The sequence below is a fragment of the Burkholderia semiarida genome, from assembly GCF_029268935.1.
Classification (GTDB): Bacteria; Pseudomonadota; Gammaproteobacteria; order Burkholderiales; family Burkholderiaceae; genus Burkholderia; species Burkholderia semiarida.
Genome location: NZ_JAHLCL010000008.1, coordinates 363,719 through 388,947, shown reverse-complemented (window position 1 = coordinate 388,947; position 25,229 = coordinate 363,719). Strand labels below are relative to the sequence as shown.

21 protein-coding genes are annotated in these 25,229 nt (G+C 65.7%); 13 read left to right on the top strand and 8 right to left on the bottom strand.

Translation table 11 applies throughout. The features are described 5' to 3' along the window. Positions 1-4: 4 nt before the first annotated feature. The 3 genes from KPB06_RS24980 to tssB form a co-directional block, all read right to left on the bottom strand. On the bottom strand, positions 5-2,344 hold the full coding sequence (locus KPB06_RS24980) for a type VI secretion system Vgr family protein (RefSeq protein ID WP_059575341.1): 2,340 nt from the start codon (positions 2,342-2,344) through the stop codon (positions 5-7). 79 nt (positions 2,345-2,423) lie between these two features. Next, the gene (gene tssC / locus KPB06_RS24975) at positions 2,424-3,974 is read right to left on the bottom strand and encodes a type VI secretion system contractile sheath large subunit (protein ID WP_059575339.1); all 1,551 of its coding nucleotides are present in this window, start codon (positions 3,972-3,974) and stop codon (positions 2,424-2,426) included. Between the two features lie 73 nt (positions 3,975-4,047). After that, the gene (gene tssB, locus KPB06_RS24970; RefSeq protein ID WP_059575337.1) at positions 4,048-4,560 is read right to left on the bottom strand and encodes a type VI secretion system contractile sheath small subunit; all 513 of its coding nucleotides are present in this window, start codon (positions 4,558-4,560) and stop codon (positions 4,048-4,050) included. A gap of 562 nt (positions 4,561-5,122) precedes the next feature. On the opposite strand from tssB, the gene tssK reads away from it, so the two are divergent. From tssK to tssE, 6 genes are all read left to right on the top strand, one after another. Continuing rightward, a complete protein-coding gene (gene tssK, locus KPB06_RS24965) occupies positions 5,123-6,472 on the top strand; it encodes a type VI secretion system baseplate subunit TssK (RefSeq protein WP_089465443.1) in 1,350 nt (449 codons plus the stop codon). After that, positions 6,472-7,227 carry a DotU family type IV/VI secretion system protein gene (locus KPB06_RS24960; protein ID WP_179231797.1) on the top strand — a complete coding sequence of 252 codons (756 nt, stop codon included), beginning with the start codon at positions 6,472-6,474 and terminating at the stop codon, positions 7,225-7,227. The genes tssK and KPB06_RS24960 overlap by 1 nt, the downstream gene beginning before the upstream one ends. Beyond that, entirely contained in the window at positions 7,224-8,999 is a 1,776-nt protein-coding gene (locus tag KPB06_RS24955) for an OmpA family protein (protein WP_226094225.1), read from the top strand. The genes KPB06_RS24960 and KPB06_RS24955 overlap by 4 nt, the downstream gene beginning before the upstream one ends. Before the next feature lie 96 nt (positions 9,000-9,095). After that, a complete protein-coding gene (locus tag KPB06_RS24950) occupies positions 9,096-9,581 on the top strand; it encodes an Hcp family type VI secretion system effector (RefSeq protein ID WP_059575329.1) in 486 nt (161 codons plus the stop codon). A 107-nt stretch (positions 9,582-9,688) separates the two neighbouring features. Continuing rightward, positions 9,689-12,415, top strand: coding sequence for a type VI secretion system ATPase TssH (gene tssH / locus KPB06_RS24945; protein WP_275905960.1), 2,727 nt, complete (start codon positions 9,689-9,691; stop codon positions 12,413-12,415). Then, positions 12,412-12,834 (top strand): type VI secretion system baseplate subunit TssE, encoded by a 423-nt coding sequence (gene tssE, locus KPB06_RS24940; RefSeq protein ID WP_059575349.1) that lies wholly within the window; start codon positions 12,412-12,414, stop codon positions 12,832-12,834. The genes tssH and tssE overlap by 4 nt, the downstream gene beginning before the upstream one ends. A gap of 10 nt (positions 12,835-12,844) precedes the next feature. Here the strand turns inward: tssE and KPB06_RS24935 are convergent, their stop codons facing one another. Next, the gene (locus KPB06_RS24935) at positions 12,845-13,630 is read right to left on the bottom strand and encodes an NAD(P)H-dependent oxidoreductase (protein ID WP_275905961.1); all 786 of its coding nucleotides are present in this window, start codon (positions 13,628-13,630) and stop codon (positions 12,845-12,847) included. A gap of 86 nt (positions 13,631-13,716) precedes the next feature. Between KPB06_RS24935 and KPB06_RS24930 the strand changes: the two genes are divergently transcribed. Both KPB06_RS24930 and KPB06_RS24925 read left to right on the top strand, forming a co-directional pair. After that, the gene (locus KPB06_RS24930; RefSeq protein WP_226223907.1) at positions 13,717-14,610 is read left to right on the top strand and encodes a LysR family transcriptional regulator; all 894 of its coding nucleotides are present in this window, start codon (positions 13,717-13,719) and stop codon (positions 14,608-14,610) included. A 137-nt stretch (positions 14,611-14,747) separates the two neighbouring features. Continuing rightward, positions 14,748-15,152: a DUF2471 family protein gene (locus KPB06_RS24925; RefSeq protein ID WP_059575323.1), complete on the top strand. Its 405-nt coding sequence runs from the start codon at positions 14,748-14,750 to the stop codon at positions 15,150-15,152. Between the two features lie 179 nt (positions 15,153-15,331). Here KPB06_RS24925 and KPB06_RS24920 read toward each other — a convergent pair whose 3' ends face one another. Further along, positions 15,332-17,365: an NADPH-dependent 2,4-dienoyl-CoA reductase gene (locus KPB06_RS24920; RefSeq protein ID WP_275905962.1), complete on the bottom strand. Its 2,034-nt coding sequence runs from the start codon at positions 17,363-17,365 to the stop codon at positions 15,332-15,334. Between the two features lie 75 nt (positions 17,366-17,440). Here KPB06_RS24920 and KPB06_RS24915 point away from each other — a divergent pair, with 75 nt between their 5' ends. Beyond that, positions 17,441-18,517: an AraC family transcriptional regulator gene (locus tag KPB06_RS24915; protein WP_275905963.1), complete on the top strand. Its 1,077-nt coding sequence runs from the start codon at positions 17,441-17,443 to the stop codon at positions 18,515-18,517. Positions 18,518-18,629: 112 nt separating this feature from the next. Here the strand turns inward: KPB06_RS24915 and KPB06_RS24910 are convergent, their stop codons facing one another. The 3 genes from KPB06_RS24910 to KPB06_RS24900 all read right to left on the bottom strand — a co-directional run bounded on the left by KPB06_RS24910 (position 18,630) and on the right by KPB06_RS24900 (position 20,925). Continuing rightward, the gene (locus KPB06_RS24910; protein WP_099317177.1) at positions 18,630-19,079 is read right to left on the bottom strand and encodes an aconitase X swivel domain-containing protein; all 450 of its coding nucleotides are present in this window, start codon (positions 19,077-19,079) and stop codon (positions 18,630-18,632) included. Continuing rightward, a complete protein-coding gene (locus KPB06_RS24905; protein ID WP_060009530.1) occupies positions 19,072-20,319 on the bottom strand; it encodes an aconitase X in 1,248 nt (415 codons plus the stop codon). The genes KPB06_RS24910 and KPB06_RS24905 overlap by 8 nt, the downstream gene beginning before the upstream one ends. Positions 20,320-20,496: 177 nt before the next feature. Beyond that, complete coding sequence (locus tag KPB06_RS24900; RefSeq protein ID WP_060009532.1) at positions 20,497-20,925, bottom strand: MarR family winged helix-turn-helix transcriptional regulator; 429 nt, start codon at positions 20,923-20,925, stop codon at positions 20,497-20,499. Between the two features lie 92 nt (positions 20,926-21,017). On the opposite strand from KPB06_RS24900, the gene KPB06_RS24895 reads away from it, so the two are divergent. From KPB06_RS24895 to KPB06_RS24880, 4 genes are all read left to right on the top strand, one after another. Next, a complete protein-coding gene (locus KPB06_RS24895; protein ID WP_059575302.1) occupies positions 21,018-21,938 on the top strand; it encodes a LysR family transcriptional regulator in 921 nt (306 codons plus the stop codon). 107 nt (positions 21,939-22,045) lie between these two features. Beyond that, positions 22,046-22,477: a MarR family winged helix-turn-helix transcriptional regulator gene (locus tag KPB06_RS24890; RefSeq protein ID WP_059575300.1), complete on the top strand. Its 432-nt coding sequence runs from the start codon at positions 22,046-22,048 to the stop codon at positions 22,475-22,477. A 64-nt stretch (positions 22,478-22,541) separates the two neighbouring features. Next, complete coding sequence (locus tag KPB06_RS24885) at positions 22,542-23,636, top strand: HlyD family secretion protein (protein ID WP_060009535.1); 1,095 nt, start codon at positions 22,542-22,544, stop codon at positions 23,634-23,636. A gap of 13 nt (positions 23,637-23,649) precedes the next feature. Then, a complete protein-coding gene (locus KPB06_RS24880; RefSeq protein WP_060009538.1) occupies positions 23,650-25,224 on the top strand; it encodes a DHA2 family efflux MFS transporter permease subunit in 1,575 nt (524 codons plus the stop codon). The last annotated feature ends 5 nt before the right edge of the window (positions 25,225-25,229 follow it).

The window sequence follows — 25,229 nt, the reverse complement described above, 5'->3', positions numbered from 1 at the left end:
GGGCTTACTCCGAAAAACCGAAATTCAGTGTGTTCTTCACGTCCTTTGGCGGCGCCGAGGACCACATCGGAAACTTGAAACTCCCGCCGTCGGCGTCATTGACGGTCAGGTCGCCTTTCAGCTCGATTTCCCCCGCAGGACTCCCGAGCACGATCTTTCCGCCTGACAGCTTGATATAGGCACCCGAGCCATCACCGATCGTGACGCCTTTACGACCGGTTATCGTGATTCCGCCATCCGAAGAACACACGTGCACGTCCTGCATCGCCATCAATTCCATGCCGTCGCCTTGCGCCTGAATCTGCACCTTGCCCTTTGCCGCGAAGAGTCGAATTCCCAGCCTCGCCGCGAAGAACGAAATCGCTTCACCGGCCGCCGCGGTGATACGCTTCATGACGCCGATGTCCAATCCTTCGCCGGCCGTAATGAACATCTGCTTGCGTGCAGCAACCTGAACGTGCTGCCCGCTCGCGATGCCGACACCCTCCGGCGCGCTTGCGACAATGACGGGCTTCTGGAGGCGGCTCAACTTCTGCTCGATCAGTACGCGTTGCTGATTGGCCTCAGCCTGTAGTGCCTTTGCGGCGTTCGCGGCATCATTGAGAGAGCGCAGAATTTCTTCAGCCTGTGCGAACGTCGCATCCGCGTTTTGCATCGCGAGCTGCTCGCCGGCCGCCCCAGGTTGCGCTTCGGCCGATACGAGCACGCCGTCTGCCGCCCGGATCGACGCATGACCATCGGTAGCGAGTTCAGCCCCCGTTCCGCGCGCGTTGCGATCGATGTCGACCATGAAGCCGAGATTCAGCTGGCTTGCCCGGAACGGCGTGATTAGATGGACATGCTCGTTGCCCTCCCTATCCTCCATCCGCAACTCATTCCGCGCAGCCGTCCGAATCAGGTTCCGCGTATGGTTCAGGTTGTTGACCAGATCCGGATGCGCGCTGTCATGCATCGCCCCGATGATCACCGGCCGGTTCGGATCGCCGTCCGTATGGACGATCGCCACTTCCGCCCCGTCGATCAACGGAAAGTGATGCCCATAATCGCCGCCGCTATACGGCTTCGCCAACCGCACCGGCCGGCTCGTCCCACCCGGGCTCCATTCATCGAGATCGAACGGCAGCTTGATCACGTACCAGCCCTGCTCGGTCAGGTACGCATACTTGTAGTTGCCTGGCGACGTAATCCGCGCTGGCAGAATCCCGTCGACCACCGGCCGCGAAATCGAGGCCATCGACGTGCGCCACACGCGATCCGACGGAATCCCCTCGAACGCCACCCAGTACGATTCGTTACGCCCGCCGTGCGACTCGACCGACGTCACGAACACACCATGCTTCGCATCGGCCGGCTTCGGCTCGACGCGCATCACCTCGCCGGCTTCGAGCCAGAACGGATTACCCGTTCCCTTGAAGGTGATCTGCCCGGCCAGATAGGCCTCGTGCCGCAACCGCGCCACCCGCTTGCCCTCTTCGGGCGTCTCGTAATGCTCGCCCCAGCGATAATCGACGGCGTTCGTCGTCTTGTCGTCGCGTGCCGTGTTTTCCTCAACCAGCAGCGACACCCCGGCCTGTCGATGGTTGTAGTCATGCAGTCGCACGGCCTCCGGCACGCGCTTCATCTCGCGCCCGAGCGTCTTGATCGCATCCGCACCGACACTCTCCAGCCCCGAATCACGCCGATACGGCACCGTGCGCTGCTTGCGCGCATACGCATCGAGATCGTCGCCGAACACCACCACCGCGCGATCCTTCTTCTGCTCCCAGCGAAACCAGATCCCCTCTTCCGCACACATGCGCCGGATGAACGCGAACGTAGTCTCGTGATACTGCGTCACGTATTCACGGCGCTTGTACTGCCCGCGCAACTGGAACTGAAAATCCACCCCCGCGCGATAACCGTAGTGCCGAAGCGTGTCGGTCACGATCTCCTCGACCGACTGCTTCTGAAACAAGCGGCTGGTCACGCCGCGATCGAGATCCGCGAGCGTCGGTTCCAGCACGACGCGGTAACGCGTTTCGTCCGCCGAAGTCTCAAGCTCGTCGAATTGCGTGATCACACCATGAACCGTATACGCCGCCGGCTTCGTACTGAACCGAGCCGCGTTCTCCCCGAACATCTTTCGCAAGTAATCCATGTCCGGGTCGATCGGATCCGCAACGAACTTCGCCGGCCGGCCCAGCACCTGGTCCATCGGAATCCCGGCCACGGGGCTTGTGAATTCGATCTCGTACCGATAAAGCTGGCTCACGCGGTCCAGCCCCGTGAACTTCAGGATCGAGAACGGCGCCGGATGCGGCGCCAGCTTCAATTCATAAGCCTGCGTAGGCAAAATCATCGACATCGACTCTCTCGGTTGCGCAAACAGGCGGTGCCGCCGGGGCAATCATCGTCACCCCGGCGGTTCGCCATCACACGTCGGATCAGTTCTTGGCCTTCGGCATCTGCGACACGAGCGACAGCCCGATGTCCATGCCTTCGACCTGGAAGTGCGGGACGATGAACAGCTTGATCCGGAAGAAGCCCGGGTTGTCCTCGATATCCTCGACCGTGACCTTCGCCTCGCGCAGCGGATGCGACGCCTGCAACTCGTCGCCCGGATCCTTCATCTCGGTGACGAGCCCCTTGATCCAGTTGTTCAGTTCGAGTTCAAGCAGCCGGCGATCCTTGGTCGTGCCGATGTTTTCGCGCTGGATCAGCTTCAGGTAGTGCGCGATGCGAGACAACAGGAAGATGTACGGCAGCCGTGCGTTGATGCGGCTGTTCGCGGTCGCTTCCTTGGTTTCGTACAGCGCCGGCTTCTGCGCCGAGTTCGCGGAGAAGAAGCACGCGAAGTCGTGGTTCTTGTAGAACGACAGCGGGATGAAGCCGAGATTCGCGAATTCGAATTCGCGCGTCTCCGGGATCAGCACTTCGGTCGGGATCTTCGGCTGGTAGCCGGTGCCGAGGTCGTACAGGTGAACCGGCAGATCCTCGACCTTGCCGCCCGCCTGCGGCCCGCGAATCTGCACGCACCATCCATTGCTCACGAAGCTGCGCACCATGTTCGCCGCGAACGCGAACGACGCGTTCATCCACAGGTACTTGTCGTGATCGGGGCCCTTGACGGCCTCCTCATAGTTGAACGCCCGCACCGGCGCCGTGTCCTTGCCGTACGGCAAGCGGCCGAGCACGCGCGGCATCGTCAGGCCGACGTAACGCGCATCGTCGGTATCGCGGAAGCTCTTCCACTTGATGTATTCGGCGCGATCGAAGTAGTTGCCGATGTCCTGGATCGCCGCCACTTCCTCCATCGACCGCTTGCCGAAGAACGCCGGCCCGACCGAGCCGATGAACGGCATGTGCGCGGCAGCCGCGACCTTCGAAATATTGCGCAGCAGCGCAACGTCCATCGGCGAATTCGCGAACTCGAAGTCGCTGATCATCGCGCTGATCGGCTGGCCGCCCGGCGTGTCGTATTCCTCGATGTAGGTGAGGCGATACAGGCCGCTCTGGATCAGTTCCGGCGTGTCCTCGAAGTCGCGCTGCAGCGCGTCCTTCGATACGTCGAGCACCTCGATGCGCGCGTTCTTGCGGAAATCGGTGCGGCTCACGAGCATCTTCAGGCCCCGCCAGCGTGCTTCGAGCGCCTGGAATTCCGGCGTGTGCATCACGGCGTCGAGCTGGCGGCTGATTTGCCGGTCGATCTGGCCAATGTGGAAGTCGAGCAGCGATTTGTCGAGCCGGTCCACCGGCTGGCGCGCGTTCGCGACGAGTTCGAGGAACGCGCCCATCCCGCGCGCGATGCGCTCGTCGGCCGACGCCTCGGACAGCATGTCGTTGTCGCGGAACGCCTCGAGCGGGCGCGCCTCGCTAATGGGCTTCAGGTTGATCTTGCTGCACAGCGACGCATAGACGCTGTCGATATCCCCATGCGGGGCGTCCAGCACGACGGTCTCGGTCGCGCCGGCCTGCTGCGTTTCAGTGGGTTTCATCTCGGATCCTGTCTGCGATCGAATGGCTACGAAGTTGCGGAATGCGCTGAACGCGCGTTTTGCCCGGCGTCGCTCACGCATGCCCTTCAGGCTGCGTCGCGGCGGTCGCGATCTGCGCGAGCTCGCCGCGCAGCTTCGCGGACAGGCGGTCGTCCTTCAGCACCTTCTCGAACTCGCGACGGAACGTCCCGTTGTCGAGCAAATTCGATTTCAGGTCGCGCAGCAGGTTGCGCATCGCGAGGAGCGCCTGAAGCTCGGGAATCTGGCGCGCCACCTGCTCGGGTTCGAAATCCTTGATCGACCGGAACGACAGGTTGACGGGCAACTCGGAACCGTCGCCGGCCAGCGTGTTGTTCGCGGCAATCTTGAGATCCGGCGCGTAGTCGGCCAGCACGGCATCGAAATTGTTCTTGTCGATGTTCACCTTCTTGCGCTCGGCAAGCGGCGCCTGCTCGCGGCCGGCGCTGAAGTCGCCCGCCACCAACAGCTTCAGGGGCAGCTCGACCTTCTTCTGCGCGCCGCCCGTATGCAAGTCGAGAGTGATCGACACCCGGCTCTTCGGGATCTCTCGCTGAAAGCTATCCAATTCGTTCTCCTTATCTCAGAAAGCTTGAAGATTCCGCGATATGCACCCCGGACCACGAGTGCACCGTCGTTCACGTCACTTTTGTAGAAAATCGCAACCCGTATTGACGCACGACCGAATCGGATATTCGCGGCATGACGTGCCGATTCAGACGGCAGAAAATATCATGCAATTTCATGAAAAGTAAACAGACAGAAATCAAAAATCACATCCGACCTAACGAGAAACGGATCAATTAATACTCGTCCTATATCACCCCCTCGCCCGAGGCAGACATGAACTACACCAAAATCAATCTCAAATAACTGAATGCTCACCACAACTCATTGATATTTATAACGAAATTAAGCAAACGACACTCGCAAAAATCTCGATAAATCAGCGCACACAAATTCCCGTAGATCACAAAAACAATTCACACCACAATCTCAAAATCAACCCCACTCTTATCTCGATATAAATGACACATTCGTCAACAAATTACCCGATGACGGAGTGACGAAATCGGCAAATGATGGTTAGAATCGGCGCCTCATAACTTCTGATCGATATTGACTACACCATGCGGATCGAAAAGCCGCTCTGGCATGAAGGGCTGATTCTCACGCAGCAGCATTTCCAGCAGCAGGACCGCTGGAACGGGTTCGCGCTGCAACAACTGGCGTCGGCGGTCGCCGCGTCGCCGTGGGGAACGCTGAACGTCGATGTCGACGAAGAAGCACTGGCGTCCGGCCGTCTGAAGCTCACGCGGCTTCGGCTACGCTTTCCGGACGGCACGCCGATCGACACGACCATCGCCGACGCACTGCCGCCCGCGCGTGACCTCGGCCGCGAAATTCCCGCCGATACCCAGACCGTCGACGTGCTCGCCGCACTCGCGCTGCCCGATGCGAACGGCGGCAACTGCCGTTTCGACGAGACGGCGTTGGCCCGTCCGCGTCGCGCGTATCGGGAGTTCGTGAAGGTGGTGGACCTGAACGGCGCGGGCGAAGCCGAAATCGCAGCCGAGCGCCACGCCGTCCGCTTGCTGTTCGGCCACGAATCGCACGCAGACGACACTGCATGCGCAATCGCTCGCCTGACGCGCACGACGAGCGGCCAGTTCCAGATCGATCGCGAATATGTACCGCCCTGTCTGTCGCTGTCGGGTCATCCGCTGCATATCGAACGCATCCGGCGGCTCGCGGATATCCTCGCCGCCAAGAGCGCGCTCCTCGGCGCGCGCCGCAGCGAACGGATCGAACAGGTTGCCGAATACGGCGTCGCCGACGTCCAGCTCTTCTGGCTCCTGCACTGCATTCATCAGGCGTGGCCGCAACTGCGCTTCCTCGCGTCGCATCCCGCGCAGCCCACGGATCGCCTGTACCAAGTGCTCGCGCAATTGGCAGGCTCGTTGAGCACTTTCTCGACACACGTGTCGCTGACCGACATCCCGCCTTACGATCATGCCGGCGCACACGAGGTGTTCGCGACGCTCGAGGCGTTGATCCGCGATCTGCTCGACGCGATCATCCCGTCGCGGGTCGTGTCGATCGGGCTATCGCACACAACGCCGACCACCTGGGCCGGCCGGTTCCTTGACGAGCGGATCGTCGAGGGCGCGGCGGACTGGTACCTGTCCGTCAATGCGGCGCTACCGGCGTTCGAGCTCGTCGAACAGTTCCCGCGCCTGTGCAAGATCGGTGCGCCGGACGACGTCGAGCACATCGTCAATTCCGCGGTGGCGGGGATTCCGCTCAAGGCCGTGCAGCGCGTGCCGGGCGCCATTCCGGTGCGGCTGGACAACCATTATTTCGCGCTGGATGCGCACGACGCCGCCCATGCGCGAATGCTGGCCGCGCGCGCTTGCCAGATCTATCTGCCGGCGTCGGTTCCCGACGCATCGATCGAACTCTACGCGGTGCTGCGCTGATGAACGCCATCGTCTCCACACGTCACGATTCCGCGTTGCTGGCGCGGGAGCCATCGTCCAGCCACGCGGCCGGGCCTTCGATGCGTGCGCTGCTGCGCGATACGGCACTGCTCGTCGCGCAGCTGTCGAGCGGCGGCGAGGTCGACAACCCGGAAGGGCTGCGTCAGCAGTGCGCCCGGCTCGTCGCGCAGTTGGCGACGGCACTCGATGCACAGGGGGTCGCCGCCGACATACGGGACGATTTGCTCGTCGCGCAATGCGCGCTGATCGATGAAACCGCGCTGCGGCATCTGCCCGCCGCCGACAAGGCGAACTGGGAGTCCAGGCCGCTGCAGGTCGACCGGTTCGGCACGCACGACGCAGGCACGCGCATTTACGAGCGGCTCGAGTACCGGATGCGCGAACCCGCGCCGAACGTCGATCTGCTCGAATGCTATGCGGCCATTTTCGGTCTGGGATTCCGCGGCCGCTACGCCGCTCGCGCGGGCTCGTCGGCGGACGCCCACGAGGGCGAGGCAACACGCCTGGCATTGCTGGCCGCGCTGGTCGCGCAAATCGATCAATTGCGGCCGGCTGTGCGGCCGGGGTTCGTCACCGATCGTTCGAACACGCGACTGATCGACCGGCTCAGGCATCTGTCGCCATGGGCGATCGCCGGAACGGCCTGCGTGATCGCGATACTCGCATGGTTCGCGTGGGATCGCATTCTCGACGCGGAACTGGCGCAACTCGTCCAGACAGTGAAGCGGCCGTGACGTCGGATACCCCTCTCCCACGGGCGGCGACCCACGTCGAATCCGATGCCGCAAACGCGGCGCTGTCGGGTCTCGGCTATCCGCTGCGCACGATCGTCACGCTATCCGCGACGCTCGCGCTGGCTATCATCGGATGGGTTTTGGCCGTCGATCGCGGCGTCATGTGGGGATTGACGGCGAGCGTCGTTGCGTTCTCCGCGCTCGTCGTCTGGCTGCATTCGCGCCGGCTGACACGTGCCCGCGAACGGAACGTGCACGTGCTTGCGCAACTCGGCGCGGCGACCGCCGACCTGCCCGTCGCACTGCGCACGAAAATGCCGCTCGCGCTCGTCACCGGCGACGGCCTGTCCGCCTTGTTCGATCGCGATACGGCGCGCGCACGTTTCGTTCACGTGGGCGACGGCGCAATCTGGCTGCGCGCCGATCGCCCGCAGGATCTCGCCCGGCTTGCCGTCGCCGTCCGTCAGTGGCGAGACGGCCATGCACCCGATTGCGTCGTGCTCTCGGTCGCGCCCGGCCTCCATGCGAGCGACGATACGTTGTCGCAGAACCTGCGCGTGATCCGGCAGGCCGTCGCCGATGCGTGTCGCATGCTGGGCACGTCGCTGCCGGGCTACGTCGCCGTCTATCAGCGACTGTCGGATGCGAGCGTGGCGACGAAGGCTGCCGCCGGCGCATCGGCGGCGCAGTGGTACGGCATGTCGACCGGCTCGGCCATCGCGAATCTGCACGGCTTCGACACCGCAATCGCGGCGGCCGAGTCGGACGCACTCCATGGCGACGCAAATCCGGCCCTCTCGGCCCGCGCCGCCGGAATCGCATCGATCGTCGGATGGACCCGCCGTCTCGTGTTCGACACGCTGACGGACCGACGTCAGCCCGCGTCGCCGTGGCCGCTGCTCGGCGCCGGCTGGATCGATCACGGCCCGGCGTCCGGCCCAGGCAAACCATGGGAACGCGAAGTGCGCGCGCTGACGGGTATCACGCCGGCCGCATTGCCGGCGTCGCCGCTCCCGTGGCCCTTTCCGCAACCGCTGATCGATACGATGCCGCGCCGCGCGTGGCGATCGCCGCGCGTCGCCGCAGTCGCGCATGCGATTGCGATCGTCGCGTGCGCGGCGGTCGTCGCCATTTGCGCAGCCGCCCGGAACAATGAAGCGCTGATGGCCCGCGTCGGCGCGCATCTGGAGCGCTACAACCACATCCCCGTCACGCAGGACGCCGCGAAGCGCGACGCGCTGCTGTCTCTTGCAGCGGACCGCGATCAACTCGACCGATACGCCCGCGTCGGCGTTCCGCTGCGGCTGTCGTTCGGCACCTATCGCGGTGCGCAGCTACTGCCGCTTCTCGACGACGCGATCGCCTCTTACGAACCGCCCCCGCCGCCGCCCGCCGTCGTCACGCTGGACAGCATGTCGTTGTTCGACAGCGGCAACGCGCGGCTCAAGGCCGGCACCACGCGCGCGATGGTCGATGCGCTCGACCTCATCAAGGCTCATCCGGGCAAGCGCGTGCTCGTCGCCGGTTACACGGACGATCGGGGTCGGCCCGATCGGAACCTCAAGCTGTCGATCGATCGTGCGTCGGCCGTGCGCGACTGGCTCGTCGATGCATCGGGCATCCCGCCGACGCAGTTCGCGATCCAGGGCTACGGCGATACACGGCCGGTCGCGGACAACGCGACACCGCAGGGGCGAGCGAGGAATCGTCGGGTCGAAATCACGCTCGTTCCCGATACGCCGCCGGCCGTCCCGACGAGCGCCGCGCGGTAATACGCAACATTTTTGGGTCCCGGGGCGACGCCTCGGGCTTGTCAGCGCCGGAACGCCGTTCCGGCGATTCGCAGTACGAAAAGAAGGAGTGAACAAATGGCAATTCCGGCCTACATGTGGCTCAAGGACGACGGTGGCGCGGACATCAAGGGCTCGGTAACCGTCCAGGATCGCGAGGGCAGCGTCGAACTGGTCGCGTTCGACCACGGCGTGCACATCCCGACCGACGGCAATACGGGCAAGCTCACCGGCACGCGCGTGCACAAGCCGATCATGCTGACGAAGGAAACGGACGCGTCGACGCCGTACCTGTACAAGGCCGTGACGAGCGGCCAGACGCTGAAGTCGGTCGAGATCAAATGGTATCGGATCGACGACGCGGGCAAGGAGAAGGAATACTTCAATACGAAGCTCGACAACGTGAAGATCGTCGCGGTGAAGCCGAAGATGCTCGACATCAAGAACCCCGACTACGAGAAGCACAACCATCTCGAAGACGTGGAACTGCGCTACGAGACGATCACGTGGTCGTACAAGGACGGCAACATCATCCACAAGGACACGTGGAACGAACGTTCCTGACGTGTTGACCGGCCGGGGGAATCCGGTGCGTGCGCGCACCGGATTCCGCCGGTTCGCATGCGCATCGACGGATGCGCGCCCTCTCCCTCTCCTGATCCGCTACCGACATGACGCCGCCGCTCCGGGACGCTTCCCATCTCATTCGCCGTCTCAATCCTCATTGCACGCGTGCGCTCGAAGCCGCTGCAAGCCTTTGTCAGACCCGGCTCGCCGACGAAATCGCGGTCGAGCACTGGGTGCTGAAGCTGATCGAGGCGGACGACGGCGATATTCCGGCGATCCTGCGTCACTACGATCTCGACATCGATGCCGTCTGGGATGCGATGATCGACGTGATCGACCGCATGCCGCGTACGCTGCGCGGCGTGCCGGCGTTGTCACGGCAGCTCGCCACGGTGATCGAGGACGCATGGGCGCAGGCGGTATCCGACGACCGCGACGGCGCCATTCGCTCCGGGCATCTGCTACAGGCGATCGTCGACGCACCGCATGTGCTGCGCACCCAGCGGGCATGGCCGCTGCTGTCGGTTTCGAGTACGCAGATCAGGCGTGTGCTGCCCCGGCTCGGGCGGCGCTCGTGTGAAAACGCGCGCGACGAAACGGTATCGATGCGGGAGACCAACCCGGCCGGCAGTCAGCGCGGCGCCGGGACGGCGGCATCGACCCCCACCGGCAACGCGGCCCCGCATGCGCCGCACGTGCCGGCGCGCGCGATCGACGGCGATGCGCTCGCCCGTTTCGCGCTCGATCTGACCGAAAAGGCACGCGGAGGCGAGATCGACCCGGTATTCGGCCGCGACCGCGAGATCCGGCAGATGATCGACGTACTCGCGCGCCGCCGCAAGAACAATCCGATCCTGGTCGGCGAACCAGGCGTCGGCAAGACCGCGGTCGTCGAAGGGCTCGCGCTGCGTGTGGTGGAAGGCAGCGTGCCGGAAACGATCCGCGACACGCGCATCCTGACACTCGATCTCGGCTTGTTGCAGGCCGGCGCGGGCGTCAAGGGCGAATTCGAGCAACGGCTGAAGAACGTGATCGACGAAGTGCGCGCGTCCGAAACACCGATCCTGCTGTTCATCGACGAAGCCCATACGTTGATCGGCGCGGGCAACGCGGCGGGCGGCGCCGATGCGGCCAACCTGCTCAAGCCGGCACTCGCGCGCGGGGAATTGCGCACGATCGCGGCCACCACGTGGGCCGAGTACAAGCAGTATTTCGAGCGCGACGCCGCACTCGAACGGCGCTTCCAGGTCATCAAGGTCGACGAACCGGACGACGACACCGCCTGCCTGATGTTGCGCGGGCTCGCGAGCCGCTTTGCGAAGCATCACGGCGTGCATATCCGCGACGAAGCGATCGTCGCGGCCGTGCGGTTGTCGCGCCGCTATATTCCCGCGCGACAGTTGCCGGACAAGGCCGTCGACCTGATCGACACGGCCGCCGCACGCGTGCGCATGTCGCTCGACGTGCCGCCCGCGGAACTGCAGCAGGCGCGTGCGACGCTGGCGGCGCTCGAACTGGAGCGCGCCGCGCTGGACGCGGACCGCCACGCCGGGATCGCCGCTGTCGCCGAACGGCGTGCGTCGATCGACACGGAACACGACACCGCGCGCGGCGCCGCCGACAGGCTGCTGGATCAGTACACGCGGGAACGCGAACTCGTCGGCATCGTGCATGCCCTTCGCGACGCAACGAATCAAGCGGTCGATCCGGCAGCCGTGTCGGATGCGCTCGATGCGTTGTCGGCCGTTCAACGCAAGTCGCCGATGATTGCCGCCGACGTCGACGCGCCGTCCATCGCGCGCGTCGTCGCCGAATGGACCGGCGTACCGGTCGGCAACCTCGTCGAGGACGAACTGCGCAACCTGCTCGCCCTCGAAGCGACGCTGGCGACGCGCGTGGTCGCACAAGACGATGCGATCGCGGCATTGGCCGAGAGTCTGCGCACCGCCAAGGCCGGCCTGAAGAGCGAACACGCACCGCTCGGCGTGTTCCTGCTGGCCGGGCCGTCCGGCGTCGGCAAGACCGAAACCGCGCGAGCGCTGGCCGACCTGTTGTTCGGCGGCGACGCCGCGCTGACGACCATCAACCTGTCGGAGTACCAGGAAGCGCATACCGTGTCGCAACTCAAGGGCTCGCCGCCCGGCTACGTCGGCTACGGGCGCGGCGGCGTGCTGACCGAAGCCGTGCGTCAGCGGCCGTACAGCGTGGTGCTGCTGGACGAGGTCGAAAAGGCGCATCGCGATGTGCTCGACATCTTCTATCAGGTATTCGACCGGGGCACGATGCGCGACGGCGAAGGGCGCGAGATCGATTTCCGCCACTGCGTGATCGTGATGACGTCCAATCTCGGCAGTGCGCAAATCGACGATGCGACGGCTGAGGACGCATCGATCACGCAGGCGGTATTGCGGGAAGTCATTCACGCTCGACTGGTCGCGCATTTCCAGCCGGCACTGCTCGCGCGGTTCCAGACGCTCGTCTATCGGCCGCTCGATGCCGCGGCGCTCGCGTCGATCGTGCGCATCAAACTAGACACGATCGCAGCGCGCCTGCTCCGGCAACACGGCGTGACACTGACGTGTGCGGACGATCTGATCGACTCGATCGCGCGGCACTGCGTATCGCGGGAATCGGGCGCACGCAGCGTCGATGCATTCCTGAACCAGCGCGTGCTGCCCGTCGTGTCCCGCGAATTGCTTGCGCGGATGGCATCGGGCATCGCGCCACGGCAGATCTCGTTGTCCGCGACTGCCGAAGGCACGTTGACGATCGATTTCGTCGATGCGCCGACGGCCGCCGACGACGGCACCGAACGATGGAGCCGACAATGACCGCCGGCCCGTCGCTGTACGACATGCTGCTCGGCCAGATCGGCGGCGAACCGATCGGCGCCTACGACGATCGCACGCTTGAATGCCTGAGCGTCCAGCAGAACGTCCGCCGTATTCTCAATACGCGAGCCGGCGCGCTCAAGCATCTACCCGACTACGGGCTGCCCGACCTGACGAACATCTACAAGGCATTGCCCGCGTCCGCGCATCTACTCAAGCAGCAGATGGAGGCGACGCTGTTGAAATACGAACCGCGCATTCGCGCGATCGACGTCGCGATCGTCGACAACCGCGATCCCGGCATTCTCGTCAGCTTCGAGATGACCTGCCATCTGAAGAACGCCGGGCTCGTACGCTTCGGCACCTACTTCGAGCCGCCGGGCCGCCTGCACGTCGTCCGGCGCATCGACCCATCGTGATCGCGCACGATCAACCCTCGTGCGCCAGATGCGCACTAAATCCAACCTTCCCCGGCGCGATCCCGTCCTTCAGCGTCAGTGCCGGAATCTCGTAATCGCCCGCGTTCTGCCGGCGAAACGGAATCGGCTGCGTGGTCCACAGATCGTCGAGACGCCGGCCGAGCGCCGCGCGCGTTTCGTCGAAGCGCGCCGCGTTCATCTTGCCCGTCCGATAGATCACGAACGGCGGCAGCACGTCGAACCCCGGGTAATACAGCATGCCGTGCTGGATCGGGAACAGCAGGTCGTCGATCGGCCCGTTGATACCGCGCGGGCTGTAGTGCGGTTCCCACCCGCCCGTCGTGACGATCACCATCGCCCGCTTGCCGGCGAGCGACCCTTCGCCGTAGCGATCGCCCCAATGCGTGTCGGAATGCTCGCCGACACCATAAGCAAACCCGTACGCGTACACGCGCTCGAACCAGCCCTTCATGATCGCCGGCATCGAGAACCACCACAGCGGAAACTGCAGAATCACCGCGTCCGCCCACTTCAGCTTGCCCTGTTCGCGCGCGATGTCGTCGCGCTGTGTGCCCGTCTCGAACGCGCGCTTCGAATCGAGCGCCGGATCGAAGCGATCGTCGGGTGCACGGCCGGTCATGTCGTGCGCATCGAGCGTCGCCTTCCAGTTCATCGCATACAGGTCGGTCACTTGCACCGTGTGGCCGGCCGCTTCGAGGTGCGCGATGGCGAAGTCGCGCAGCGCGCCGTTCAGCGAGCGCGGCTCGGGATGGGCATACACGATCAGCACATTCATGTTCGTCACTCCGTGGATTGAATGACTGCAGGATGCCGCCTTCAACGGTATATTTGAAATGAATTCCTGATATCCCAGGTATAGCGATGAATAATCTCAGAAGGCTCGATCTGAACCTGCTCGTCACGCTCGACGTGCTGCTCGCCGAGCACAACGTCACGCGGGCGGCCGAGAAACTGAACATGTCGCAACCGTCGGTCAGCGTCCAGCTGCAAAAACTGCGCGACGTGTTCGGCGATCCGCTGCTGCTGCCGGGGCCCCGCGGGATGCGGCCGACCGCGCGCGCGGAAGCGCTGCGCGAGCCGTTGCGGGAGGCGCTCGAGGCCGTCGAGCGGGCCGTGGTTCCGGCCACGCCGTTCGACCCTGCAACCGCGACGAACACGTGGCGCGTGGCCGCGACCGACTACGGCGAATCGACGATCGTGCTGCCCGCGCTGCACACGCTGCGCTCGACCGCGCCCGCCACGCGGCTCGCCGTCGTCGAGCTCGTGCCGCCGCGCATCGAGCAGGATGCCGAACGAAACGGCATCGACCTGGCTTTTCACACGACCGAAGGCTCGCCGCCCGGCATGCGGCGCCTGCCGCTGTTCGTCGAGCGTTACGTCCTGATCGGCCGTGCCGGCCATCCGAAGCTGAGGCGGCGCCCCACGCTCGCGCAGTTCGGCTCGCTCGAACACGTGATCGTGTCGCCCGACGGCGGCGGCTTCTTCGGCGTGACGGACGAAGCGCTCGCGAAGGTCGGCGCCGCCCGGCGCGTCGTGCTGTCGGTGCCGCACTTTCTGTTCGTGATGTCGGCCGTCGCGAGTACCGATCTCGTCGCGATGGTGCCCGAACGGCTGGTGCGCGACGTGCCCGCGCTGCGCGTGGTGGACGCCCCGGTCGAGGTGCCCGGCTATGAAATGTCGATGCTGTGGCACGAGCGCATGCATCGCGATCCGGCGCATCGATGGCTGCGGGAGACGATCGCGGCGGCGGTCTGACACGCCGGTCATGGCGCGGCTGACATCTGCTGTCACCGGGGGCTTGAAAGTCGGTCGATCACTGTATATATTCACAGTGTTTCTGCGTCATTTGACCCGAATTCCATCATCCCGAGACGGTCTTTAGTGAGGCGACCATGTTCCAGTCATCCGCATTCGATCCCGAGCAACCCGGCTTCAATCCCGTCCATTTCGAGCGCGCCGCGCAGCGGGCGGTCGTCGATCTGCAGCGTGTCGTCAGCGGCCCTGCCCAGCGGGCGCTCGGCCTGCGGCGCCGCACCCACCCGGCCGCCGTCCGCACGATGAGCTGGCAGGCGCTGCTGAACGTCGAGGAGCTGGCATTCTCGAATGCCGGTTTCCTGAGCCGCAACGAGCCGGCCGTCGTCGATGCATTCATCCGACTGCGCGACAGTCGGCTGGTCGCCGCGGACGTCGAGGAGCCGGTCGACTGGCGCCGCGACGACGACGACCTGCCGGCCGTCTATCTGATCGTCAAGGCGATGCTCGAAGCGGAAGAGGAAGAACGGGCCGAAGCGGCCTGAGCCGCGCGGGCCTTGCGCGGCTGCGTTCTGCCGCACGTCGGGTGGCAGCGCGATCGACGCGGCCGCTCATCGCGGTTCGGCTTCCGCGGTTCGACGCATCGGCGCAGCGCGCGACAAGCCCCGCCCGCCGCGGATCACCGCCGGTGACTGCCACCGGGCGAACGGCGCAGCAACGCCCGTTACAGCCGCGCCGCCAGCCGCGCCCCCTGATCGATCGCACGCTTCGCATCGAGTTCGGCGGCCAGTTCCGCGCCGCCGATCAGGTGCACCGAGCGCCCGGCCGCCTGCAGCGGGGCGAGCAACGTGCGCTGCGGCTCCTGCCCCGTGCAGAGCACGACCGTGTCGGCTTCGATCAATTCGTGATCGGTGCGCTGCTCGCCATACGACACGTGCAATCCGCGTGCATCGATCAGTTCGTAATTCACGCCGCTGATCATCTTCACCTGCTTCATCTTCAGCGTCGCACGGTGAATCCAGCCGGTCGTCTTGCCGAGGCCCTTGCCGAGCGGTGCGGCCTTGCGCTGCAGCAGCGTCACCTCCCGCGCGGGCGCCGACACCCGCGCACGCGTCACGCCGCCGCGCGTCGCGGCCGGGTCGGTCACGCCCCACTCGGCCTTCCAAGCGTCCAGATCGAGCGCCGGCGACTCGCCGTCCTGTACCAGATATTCGGCGACATCGAAGCCGATCCCGCCCGCGCCCACCACCGCGACCCGTCGGCCGACCGGCTGCCCGCCCGCGAGCACGTCGATATAGCTGAGCACGTTCGGCCCGTCCTGCCCCGGAATCTTCGGGTCGCGCGGCGCGACGCCGGTCGCCAGCACGATTTCGTCGTAGCCGCCCGCGATCAGGTCGCTCGCGTCGACGCGGCGGTTCAGGTGCAGCTTCACGCCGGTCAACTCGACCTGCCGGCCGAAGTAGCGCAACGCTTCGTGAAACTCCTCCTTGCCCGGGATCCGCTTCGCCATGTTGAACTGGCCTCCGATCTCCGGCGCCGCGTCGAACAGGTCGACCTGATGGCCGCGCTGCGCGAGCACCGTCGAGCACGCGAGCCCGGCCGGCCCCGCGCCCACCACCGCGATGCGCTTCGACTGCGGCGTAGGCGTGTATTTCAGCTCCGTCTCGTGGCACGCACGCGGATTCAGCAGGCACGACGCGATTCGGTTCTTGAACGCATGATCGAGGCACGCCTGGTTGCAGCCGATGCACGTGTTGATTTCGTCGGCCCGGCCCTGCGCCGCCTTGACGACGAACTCGGGATCCGCGAGCAGCGGGCGCGCCATCGACACCATGTCCGCGCAGCCGTCCGCGAGAATCTGCTCGGCCACTTCGGGCCGGTTGATCCGGTTGGTCGTCACGAGCGGAATGCCGACCTCGCCCTTCATCTTCTTCGTCACCCACGCAAACGCGCCGCGCGGCACCGACGTCGCGATCGTCGGCACGCGCGCCTCGTGCCAGCCGATCCCCGTGTTGATGATGGTCGCACCCGCGCGCTCGACCGCCTTCGCGAGCTGCACGGTTTCGTTCCAGTCGCTGCCATCCGGAATCAGGTCGAGCATCGACAGCCGGTAGATCAGGATGAAGTCGCGGCCAACCGCTTCGCGCGTGCGCTCGATGATCTCGATCGGCAAGCGGATGCGGTTCTCGTACGACCCGCCCCACTGGTCGGTGCGCTTGTTCGTATGCATCGAGATGAACTGGTTGATCAGGTAGCCCTCGGAGCCCATGATCTCGACGCCGTCGTAACCGGCTTCGCGCGCCAGCGTCGCGCAGCGCACGAACGCGCGGATCTGCCGCTCGACGCCGCGCGCGCTCAGTTCGTGCGGCGCGAACGGCGAGATCGGCGACTTGATCTTCGACGGCGCGACCGCGAACGGGTGATAACCGTAGCGGCCCGTATGCAGGATCTGCAGCGCGATCTTGCCGTCCTCCGCATGCACCGCATCCGTGATCTCGCGATGCCGGCGCGCGGCGGCCGACGTCATCAGCGTGCCGCCGAACGGCTTGGTCCAGCCGGCCACGTTCGGCGCGAAACCGCCCGTCACGATCAGGCCGACCCCGCCGCGCGCGCGCTCGGCGAAATACTCGGCGAGGCGCGGCAGCGTCTTGCGGCTGTCCTCGAGGCCGGTATGCATCGAGCCCATCAGCACGCGGTTCTTCAGCGTCGTGAAGCCGAGATCGAGCGGAGCGAGCAGGTGGGGAAAGGGGGTCGTCATGATGATTCGGCCAGTAAGCGATGCCTGCCATCGTAGGCGGGCGGCGCCTTGAACGTGAGGGGGCAAACAGCCATAATGCTTGTCATTTCCGGCCAAAACGACATGACCTCCCCGTCTCGCAAGGACCGCCTCGGGCTGCGCCGGCCGACGATTCCGATCGCCTATACGCGCCTGCTGCTGCAGGCGCTGGCCGCACGCGGCATCGATCTGGCCGCCGTGCGTGCCGGCACGGGCCTGCGCGACGCGGTGCTGGCCGAACCGGATGCGCGCGTCGCGCCGTCGCAATGGGGGCGGCTCGTGCTCAACGCGATCGAGATCGGCGGCGATCCGGGCATCGGGCTCGCGTTCGGGCTGCTGCTGAAGCCGACCGTGCACGGCTTTCTCGGCTATGCGACGCTGACCGCGCGGGACATCCGCGAAGCACTGTCGGTCACGCAGCGCTACTTCCGCATGCGCAATCGCCAGTACCGGCTGACCTATGCGGAAGACGAACGCGGCGCGACGCTCGAACTGCACGGCGTGCAGGCGAATCCCGTGCTGCAGCATCACGTGATGTTCGAATTCGTGCTGACGGGGCTCGCGCAGAACATCGCGCAATGGGCCGGTCGCCCGTCGCCGCCGATCAGGCTGCAATTCGCGTGGCCGGAGCCCGCGTATTTCGCGCGCTACCGCGATACGTTGCCGCCGGTCGAATTCGGCTGCGCGGCCAATGCGCTGTGGGTCGCGCACGACGTGCTCGACTGGCCGCTGCCGCTCGCCGATGAAGTCGCGCACCGGCAGGCGCTCGTGCAGGTGGAGCGCGAATATGCGCAGGTGCGGCAGGAGGAAGGCGATCTGGTCGAGCGGGTTCGCGCGGAGCTGGCGCGCGCCGCCGGCGAATACCCGGGGCCCGACATGCTCGCCGAGGCGCTGCTCGTGTCGACGCGCACACTGCGGCGCCGGCTGGAGGAAGCAGGTTCGAGCTATCGGCAATTGCTCGACGAAGCGCGGTTTCGCGACGCGAAGCAGTTGCTCGCCGCGTCGGACCTCGATCTGAAGACGATCGCCGAGCGGCTGCAATTCACCGACCCGGCGAATTTCACGCGCGCGTTCCGGCGCTGGGCCGGGCAAACGCCGAGCGCATACCGGGAAGCGGGTGCGGCGCGCGACTGATACGCAACCACTGGCGACACGAGACACCGTCCCGCGATTTCACCGGTACTGCGCGTCGCGTTCAGCTTGATCGTGTGGCCCGAGGTGCATGCCGCGACGAGCGCGCGACGTATCAGCAGCCGATATCAATCCGCGCCCCGCCGTCCCCCTCCCCAGCCTCGATACGCACGTCGCCCGTCGCGGCGGCGATCGCGTCGTACACGTCGTCCGTCACGCACACCACCGGCACCGCGATCGCATACAGCTCGGCGGCCACGATCGCGCCGATCGAGACGATCAGGTCGCGCTCCTTCAGCACGATCCCGACCGGCCCCGTGCCGTTGCGCACCGCTTCCGCGAGCACGCTGCTGCTCGAACTCGAGCCCTTCGCGTGCGGCATCACCATCACCTTGCCGGCAAGGCTCGCGCCGGCTTGCGGATGCCCACGATCGACGATCCTGCCCGCGCCCGAGTCGTAGCCGCCCCAGAAGCTCAGCGGCTTGTCGAGCACGAACGGACGCGCACACGCGCTGCCCGGCACGAGCGTGTCGCCCGCCAAGAACTTGCCCGTCGCTTCAGTCATCGAATCGCACCTTGCCTTCGTACGCGGACCGCACGCATTCGCGCATGCTGCCGTACGCGACCGTCACGCCGATGTTCGCGGGCGCATATGACGCCCACTTCCCCGAGTTGGTCATCACCAGCCCCGACAACTGCTTCATCACCGGCGTGATGTACGTGCAGGTATCAACGACGATCTGGATGCCGCGCGCGGCGAATTTCTCCGCGAGGCCGGCTTCTTCCAGTTCCCACAAAATGAAACGGCTCGTGTTCACGTAGAAATCGCAGGCCGGCTTGCCGTCGAAGGCGTCGAGCAACGTGTCGAGCGTGCGGAATTCGGCCAGCGAAAAATGCGGCGTGCCGAGCGCGACCGCGACGAGCGCGTCGCCGGCCGCGCCGTGATTCAGCGTGCGGCGAATCTCGTCGAGATCGGCCATCGTGATATCGACTGCGCGTTGCGCGGCGCGCCCGTGCAACGCGGCGTCGAGCGTCGGCGCCTCGGGCGTCACGCCGACCGCATGGAACAGCGCGACGGCCCCGCTCGACGCGGCGGCCGCGCCGAGCGCCTTGAGTTCGTCCTTGGTGGTGTCCGCCGGCAGCCCGACGATCGCCGGCACGACCGCGCCCGCGATCTTGCCGACCGCCAAGCCGAGCGCGGCGAAATAGATGTCGCGCGACGGCAGGCCGGCGAAATCCGGCGCGTTGAACACGATCCGCGCGGCGCGGTTCGCGTCGACATGCAGCCCCGCATACGGCGCGCGCCCAGTGATCGCGGCGGCCAGGTCCAGAAAATCGCCGTAGCGGCTCGTGCGCGCGCCGAGCACCGAGTTCGCGAACACGATCGCATTCGATTCGGCCCACGCGATCTGCTCGCCCAGCGCGGGACGATGCTTCAGTTGATACGGCGCGCACGTGAAGCTCGATTCGCAGCCGAGCCGCAAATGCGCGTCCATCAGGCGCTGCGCATCGCGCTGGATCGTGCGGTCGCCGTGGTACAGCTCGGGATGGATCAGGTCGAGCGACCCGACGTTCAACGTGGTCGGCACCGCGACCTTCGCGCCCGTTTCGACGAAATAGTCGACGAAGTCGAGGCTGGTCTGGCCGTGGTACAGGCAGCCATCGATATGCGCAGATGTAATGTCGATCAGGTGAGGCGCGGACATCACTTGCGCGGTGCGCGCGACGATTCGCATCGCACGGGCGACGCCGTCGCCGAAATCCCCGCGCAACATCGCGTCGTCGCGGTCACTCAACTGCAGCATCCGGTTGCTCCTCGTGACGCGTGCCGGCGGCGCCGGCTGCGTGAAATCCGTCAGAGGACTCTACAACTGGAAATAAAAACTGTCCAGATTTTCACGAATCCGGACCCAAACAAAACCACTTTCAGCGAAATTCGGCGACCAAATCACATAATGGCTCGCATTCCGATCCAATTCCCCCTAACGCTCCGCAGTCAGGCTGAACAACTCGTCACGCAGCGCCTTCGCGCGATCGCGGCCGAACTGCGTGTCGAATTCGTCCTGCGCGGCCTGCCACGCAACTTTCGCCTGCGCGAACGTGCGCTCGCCGAGCTTCGTGAGATGGAGCGCATGCGCACGCGCATCGTGCTCGGATGCAGCCGTCGCGACGAAGCCATCGCGCTGCAACGGCTTCAGCGCACGCAGCAAGGTCGTGCGATCCATCACAAGTGCGTCGGCGAGTTCGCTCATCAGCAGGCCGGGCCGGCGTTTGAGGTTCACCATGATCGAGAACTGGGCGGGCGTGACGCCAACCGGGGCCAGATGGCGTTCGTACAGTTGCGTGACGAAGCGCGCCGCCTGGCGCAGCGCGAGACAGTTGCACGCCTCGGAAATCGGAATGTCGTTCATGTTCCGGAATCTATATGTGCATATGCATAAAGTCAATGTACACTCCGCGGTAACAACGGCCGGCGGCCGACCATCGCGTCAAGGAGACGGACATGGACTACATCGACAAGCTGCGGATCTTCCGGTCGGTGGTGGAGATGCGCAGCTTCACGCGCGCCGCCGACATGCACGGCCTCGCGCGGCCGGTCGTCTCGCGCGCGGTGGCCGATCTGGAGGCGCGTTTCGGCAGCCGTCTGCTGCACCGGACCACGCGCCAGGTGTCGCTGACCGAGACGGCCGAGCGAATCTACGAGCGTTGCGCGGCCGTGCTCGACGAGCTCGACGCGCTGGAAGTTCAAGCGCAGGCACACACGCGCGAGCCCGAGGGCCTGCTGCGCCTCGTCGCGCATACGACGGCCGCGCTGAACCGGCTCGTGCCGCTGATCGCCGGCTTCAAGGCCGCGCACCCGAACGTGCGCCTCGACGTCACGCTGACCGAGCGCCCTGTCGATCTGGTCGGCGAAGGCTACGACATTGGCATCGTCGTGCCGTACATGCTGACGAGCGAATCGACCGTCGTGCGGCTGATCGAGCGCATTCCGGTCGTGATCGTCGCCACGCCTGCGTATCTGCACGCGCATGCGCGCCCCGAAAGCCCGGCCGACCTCGCCGATCATCCGTTCGTGCCGATCTCGCCGTCGCTGCGCCGCCCGGCGCTGTCCTTCCGCGTCGACGGCGACACGGTCACCGTGCCGTTCCGTTTCGACATCTCGTCGAACAGCCCCGTATTCAACCGCGAAATGGTGATGCACGACTTCGGCATCGGCGTCGTCCCGAAAACGCTCGTCGAGGCGCAACTCGCATCGGGCGCGCTCGTGCAGTTGCTGGAAGGCGCCGATCTCGTCGATGCGTTCGTCGAAATCAAGCTCGCGTACGCGAACCGCTCGCTGCTGCCCGCGAAGGTGAAGGCGTTCATCGACTACACGGCCGCGTATTGCGACCGCGAAGGCTGGAGTGTTCCGGCCGCGGCGTGACCGGGCGCGGGAACGCGCCTTTGCGACGCCGATTGGTACAACCACGATACCAATCTGATCCTGTCCCGCCCCTCGCTTCGCGCCGCCCCGCCCCCTAACATGTGCACATGCACAAGACCACGCTCACCGATGACGATTGCTTCGCGGTCCGGCAAGCCGCCCGGCGAATCTCGCAGTTCTACGAGCGCTATCTGTCGCGGGCGGGCGTCACGCCGTCGCAGTACAGCATCCTCGCGCTGCTGCGCGAGCGGCCCGGCCTGACGATGGCGACACTGTCGAACGTGCTGGTGATCGAACGCACCGCGTTGCTGCGCGCGCTCAGGCCGCTCGTCGGCGCGGCGCTGGTGACGGGGCGGATCGAGCCGCCATGCCGCGGCCAGACGTTCGCGCTGACCGCGCACGGCGAAACCAAGGTGGCCGATGCGCACGTGCACTGGCTCGCCGCGCAGGAAGCGTTCGAGCGGTACTTCGGGTCGGCGCAGGCGGCCCGACTGAGAGACGAATTGTTCCGGATCACGCACAACCTGCCGGAACGCTAACCCCTTCCCCGATCGACACGACGACGTCGATCGTTTTGATCAGTGCATATACATAGGTGAATCGATGGATACGACTCAAGACGCTGCCTCGTCACGCGAAGCAGCCACAACCGAGCGGCCCGCGAAGCAACAACGCCGCGTGCCGTGGATGCGCATCGCGGCGGGCGCCGTCGTCGTCGTGGTCGCGGCTGCCGCGCTCGACTGGCTGTTCGTGCTGCGCTTCCAGGAAAGCACCGACGATGCGTACGTCGGCGGTGACGTGACGGTGCTCGCACCGAAGGTCAGCGGTTTCGTCGACAAGATCCTCGTGACCGACAATCAGCGCGTGAAGGCCGGCGACGTGCTCGTGCAGCTCGATGCGCGCGACTACGACGCGAAGCTCGCTCAGGCCAGCGCAGAAGTCGACAGCGCGCGCTCCGCCGTGACCGAACTCGAAGCGAAGCAGCAGCTGCAATTCGCGGTGATCGGTCAGCACACGGCAGACAAGAATGCGTCGTCGGCCGAGTTGACGCGCGCGGCATCCGATCGCGTGCGCTATCGCGAACTCGTGAAGTCGGACGCCGTATCGAACCAGATCGTCGAGCGCGCGGACGCAGATTACTCGAAGGCCGGCGCGGCCGTCGAACGCAGCGACGCCGCGCTGCTCGCATCGAAGCGGCAGCTCGACGTGCTCGGCGCGCAACTCGCCGATGCGCGGGCCCGCGTGAACACCGCGCTCGCCGCCCAGCGCGTCGCGGCGCTCAACGTCGAATACACGACGATCCGCTCGCCGGTCGACGGCTACGTCGGCAACCGCACGGGCCGCGTCGGGATGCTCGCGAACGTCGGCGTGCCGCTGCTGACGGTCGTGCCGGCCTCCGGCCTGTGGATCGATGCGAACTTCAAGGAAGACCAGCTACGCAAGATGCGCGCGGGCGATCGCGTCGACGTCGCGCTCGATGCGTCGAGCACGCGCCTGCACGGCCGCGTCGACAGCCTCGCGCCCGCGACCGGCGCGACCTTCAGCGTGCTGCCGCCCGAGAACGCGACCGGAAACTTCACGAAAATCGTCCAGCGCGTGCCCGTGCGCGTGCATCTCGATCCGCAGCCTGGCCTCGAGCACGTGCTGCGCCCCGGGCTGTCCGCGGTCGTGACCGTGCATACCGACCACAAGAACTGAGCGGGAGCCGACGATGACCACCGCGTTTTCCGGCGACCCCGCGTCGCAACCGACCAGGCAGCGCGTGTTCGCATTCGCGCTGATGTGCGTCGGCTTCTTCATGGCGACGCTCGACATCCAGATCGTCGCGTCGTCGCTGCGCGACATCGGCGGCGGGCTGTCCGCAAGCCAGGACGAATTGTCGTGGGTGCAGACGGCCTACCTGATCGCCGAGATCATCGTGATCCCGATGTCGGGGTGGCTGTCGAAGGTGATGTCGACGCGCTGGCTGTTCGCCGCGTCGGCCGTCGGATTCACGATCACCAGCATGCTGTGCGGGCTCGCGTGGGACATCAACTCGATGATCCTGTTTCGCGGCATGCAGGGCGCGCTCGGCGCCGCGATGATCCCGACCGTGTTCACCACCGCGTTCGTGTTGTTCCCCGGCAAGCAGCGGCTGATCGCGTCGACGACCATCGGCGCGCTCGCGTCGCTCGCGCCGGCGATCGGCCCCGTGATCGGCGGCTGGATCACCGACCAATGGTCGTGGCACTGGCTGTTCTACCTGAACCTCGTGCCGGGCATCGCGGTGGCCGTGCTCGTGCCGCGCTACGTGCATATCGACGCGCCTGATCTCAGCCTGATCAAGCGCGGCGACTATCTCGGCATCGCGTTGATGTCCGGCTTCCTCGGCTGCCTCGAATACGTGCTGGAAGAAGGCCCGCGCAAGAACTGGTTCGGCGACGACGCGATCGTGATCTGCGCGTGGATCTCCGGCATCTGCGGCTTCCTGTTCATCGTGCATGCGCTGACCGCCAAAGATCCGATCGTCGACCTGCGCGCGCTCGCCGTGCGCAACTTCGGAATCGGCAGCCTGCTGTCGTTCGTGACCGGCATCGGGATTTTCGTGACCGTGTTCCTGACGCCGCTGTTTCTCGCGCAAGTGCGTGCGTTCAGTTCGCTGCAGATCGGCATCGCGCTGCTGTCGGTCGGCGCGTTCCAGTTGATCGCGCTGTGCGCGTATGCGTTCGCCGCGCGCTACGTCAGCATGCGTGCGCTGCTCGTGTTCGGGTTGATCTGTTTCGGCCTCGGCTGCTACCTGTACACGCCGATCACGCACGACTGGGGCTGGCGGGAGCTGCTGCTGCCGCAGGCGCTGCGCGGCATCGGCCAGCAATTCAGCGTGCCGCCGATCGTGACGATGGCGCTCGGCTCGCTGCCGCAGTCGCGGCTGAAATCGGCGAGCGGGTTGTTCAACCTGATGCGCAACCTCGGCGGCGCGATCGGTATCGCGGTGAGCGCGACGATGCTGAACGACCGGCTGAATTTTCACTATCTGCGGCTGAACGAGCACGTGAGCGCCGGCGAACCGCAGATCGCGTCGCTGCTCGACCGCCAGGCCGCGTACTGGGGATCGGTGGCCGGCAATACGCTGAATACCGCGCAGGCCGGGCTCGCGAACCTGCATCGGCTGATCTACCGAGAAGCGCTGACGCTGACTTATGCGGATGCGTACTACGCGCTGTCGCTGTGCTTCGTCGTCGCGCTGCTTGCCGTCGTGTTTTCCAAACCCATTACGTTGAACGCGCCGCCGCCGGACGCGCACTGAGGTCA

Coding starts and splice junctions, on each gene's coding strand:
- KPB06_RS24885 (WP_060009535.1), top strand. CDS start 22,542: ATGGATACGACTCAAGACGCTGCCTCGTCACGCGAAGCAGCCACAACC.
- KPB06_RS24920 (WP_275905962.1), bottom strand. CDS start 17,365: ATGACGACCCCCTTTCCCCACCTGCTCGCTCCGCTCGATCTCGGCTTC.
- KPB06_RS24910 (WP_099317177.1), bottom strand. CDS start 19,079: ATGACTGAAGCGACGGGCAAGTTCTTGGCGGGCGACACGCTCGTGCCG.
- tssK (WP_089465443.1), top strand. CDS start 5,123: ATGCGGATCGAAAAGCCGCTCTGGCATGAAGGGCTGATTCTCACGCAG.
- KPB06_RS24915 (WP_275905963.1), top strand. CDS start 17,441: ATGCTTGTCATTTCCGGCCAAAACGACATGACCTCCCCGTCTCGCAAG.
- KPB06_RS24925 (WP_059575323.1), top strand. CDS start 14,748: ATGTTCCAGTCATCCGCATTCGATCCCGAGCAACCCGGCTTCAATCCC.
- KPB06_RS24935 (WP_275905961.1), bottom strand. CDS start 13,630: ATGAATGTGCTGATCGTGTATGCCCATCCCGAGCCGCGCTCGCTGAAC.
- KPB06_RS24950 (WP_059575329.1), top strand. CDS start 9,096: ATGGCAATTCCGGCCTACATGTGGCTCAAGGACGACGGTGGCGCGGAC.
- KPB06_RS24900 (WP_060009532.1), bottom strand. CDS start 20,925: ATGAACGACATTCCGATTTCCGAGGCGTGCAACTGTCTCGCGCTGCGC.
- KPB06_RS24930 (WP_226223907.1), top strand. CDS start 13,717: ATGAATAATCTCAGAAGGCTCGATCTGAACCTGCTCGTCACGCTCGAC.
- tssC (WP_059575339.1), bottom strand. CDS start 3,974: ATGAAACCCACTGAAACGCAGCAGGCCGGCGCGACCGAGACCGTCGTG.
- KPB06_RS24980 (WP_059575341.1), bottom strand. CDS start 2,344: ATGTCGATGATTTTGCCTACGCAGGCTTATGAATTGAAGCTGGCGCCG.
- KPB06_RS24895 (WP_059575302.1), top strand. CDS start 21,018: ATGGACTACATCGACAAGCTGCGGATCTTCCGGTCGGTGGTGGAGATG.
- KPB06_RS24905 (WP_060009530.1), bottom strand. CDS start 20,319: ATGCTGCAGTTGAGTGACCGCGACGACGCGATGTTGCGCGGGGATTTC.
- KPB06_RS24960 (WP_179231797.1), top strand. CDS start 6,472: ATGAACGCCATCGTCTCCACACGTCACGATTCCGCGTTGCTGGCGCGG.
- KPB06_RS24880 (WP_060009538.1), top strand. CDS start 23,650: ATGACCACCGCGTTTTCCGGCGACCCCGCGTCGCAACCGACCAGGCAG.
- tssE (WP_059575349.1), top strand. CDS start 12,412: ATGACCGCCGGCCCGTCGCTGTACGACATGCTGCTCGGCCAGATCGGC.
- tssH (WP_275905960.1), top strand. CDS start 9,689: ATGACGCCGCCGCTCCGGGACGCTTCCCATCTCATTCGCCGTCTCAAT.
- KPB06_RS24890 (WP_059575300.1), top strand. CDS start 22,046: ATGCACAAGACCACGCTCACCGATGACGATTGCTTCGCGGTCCGGCAA.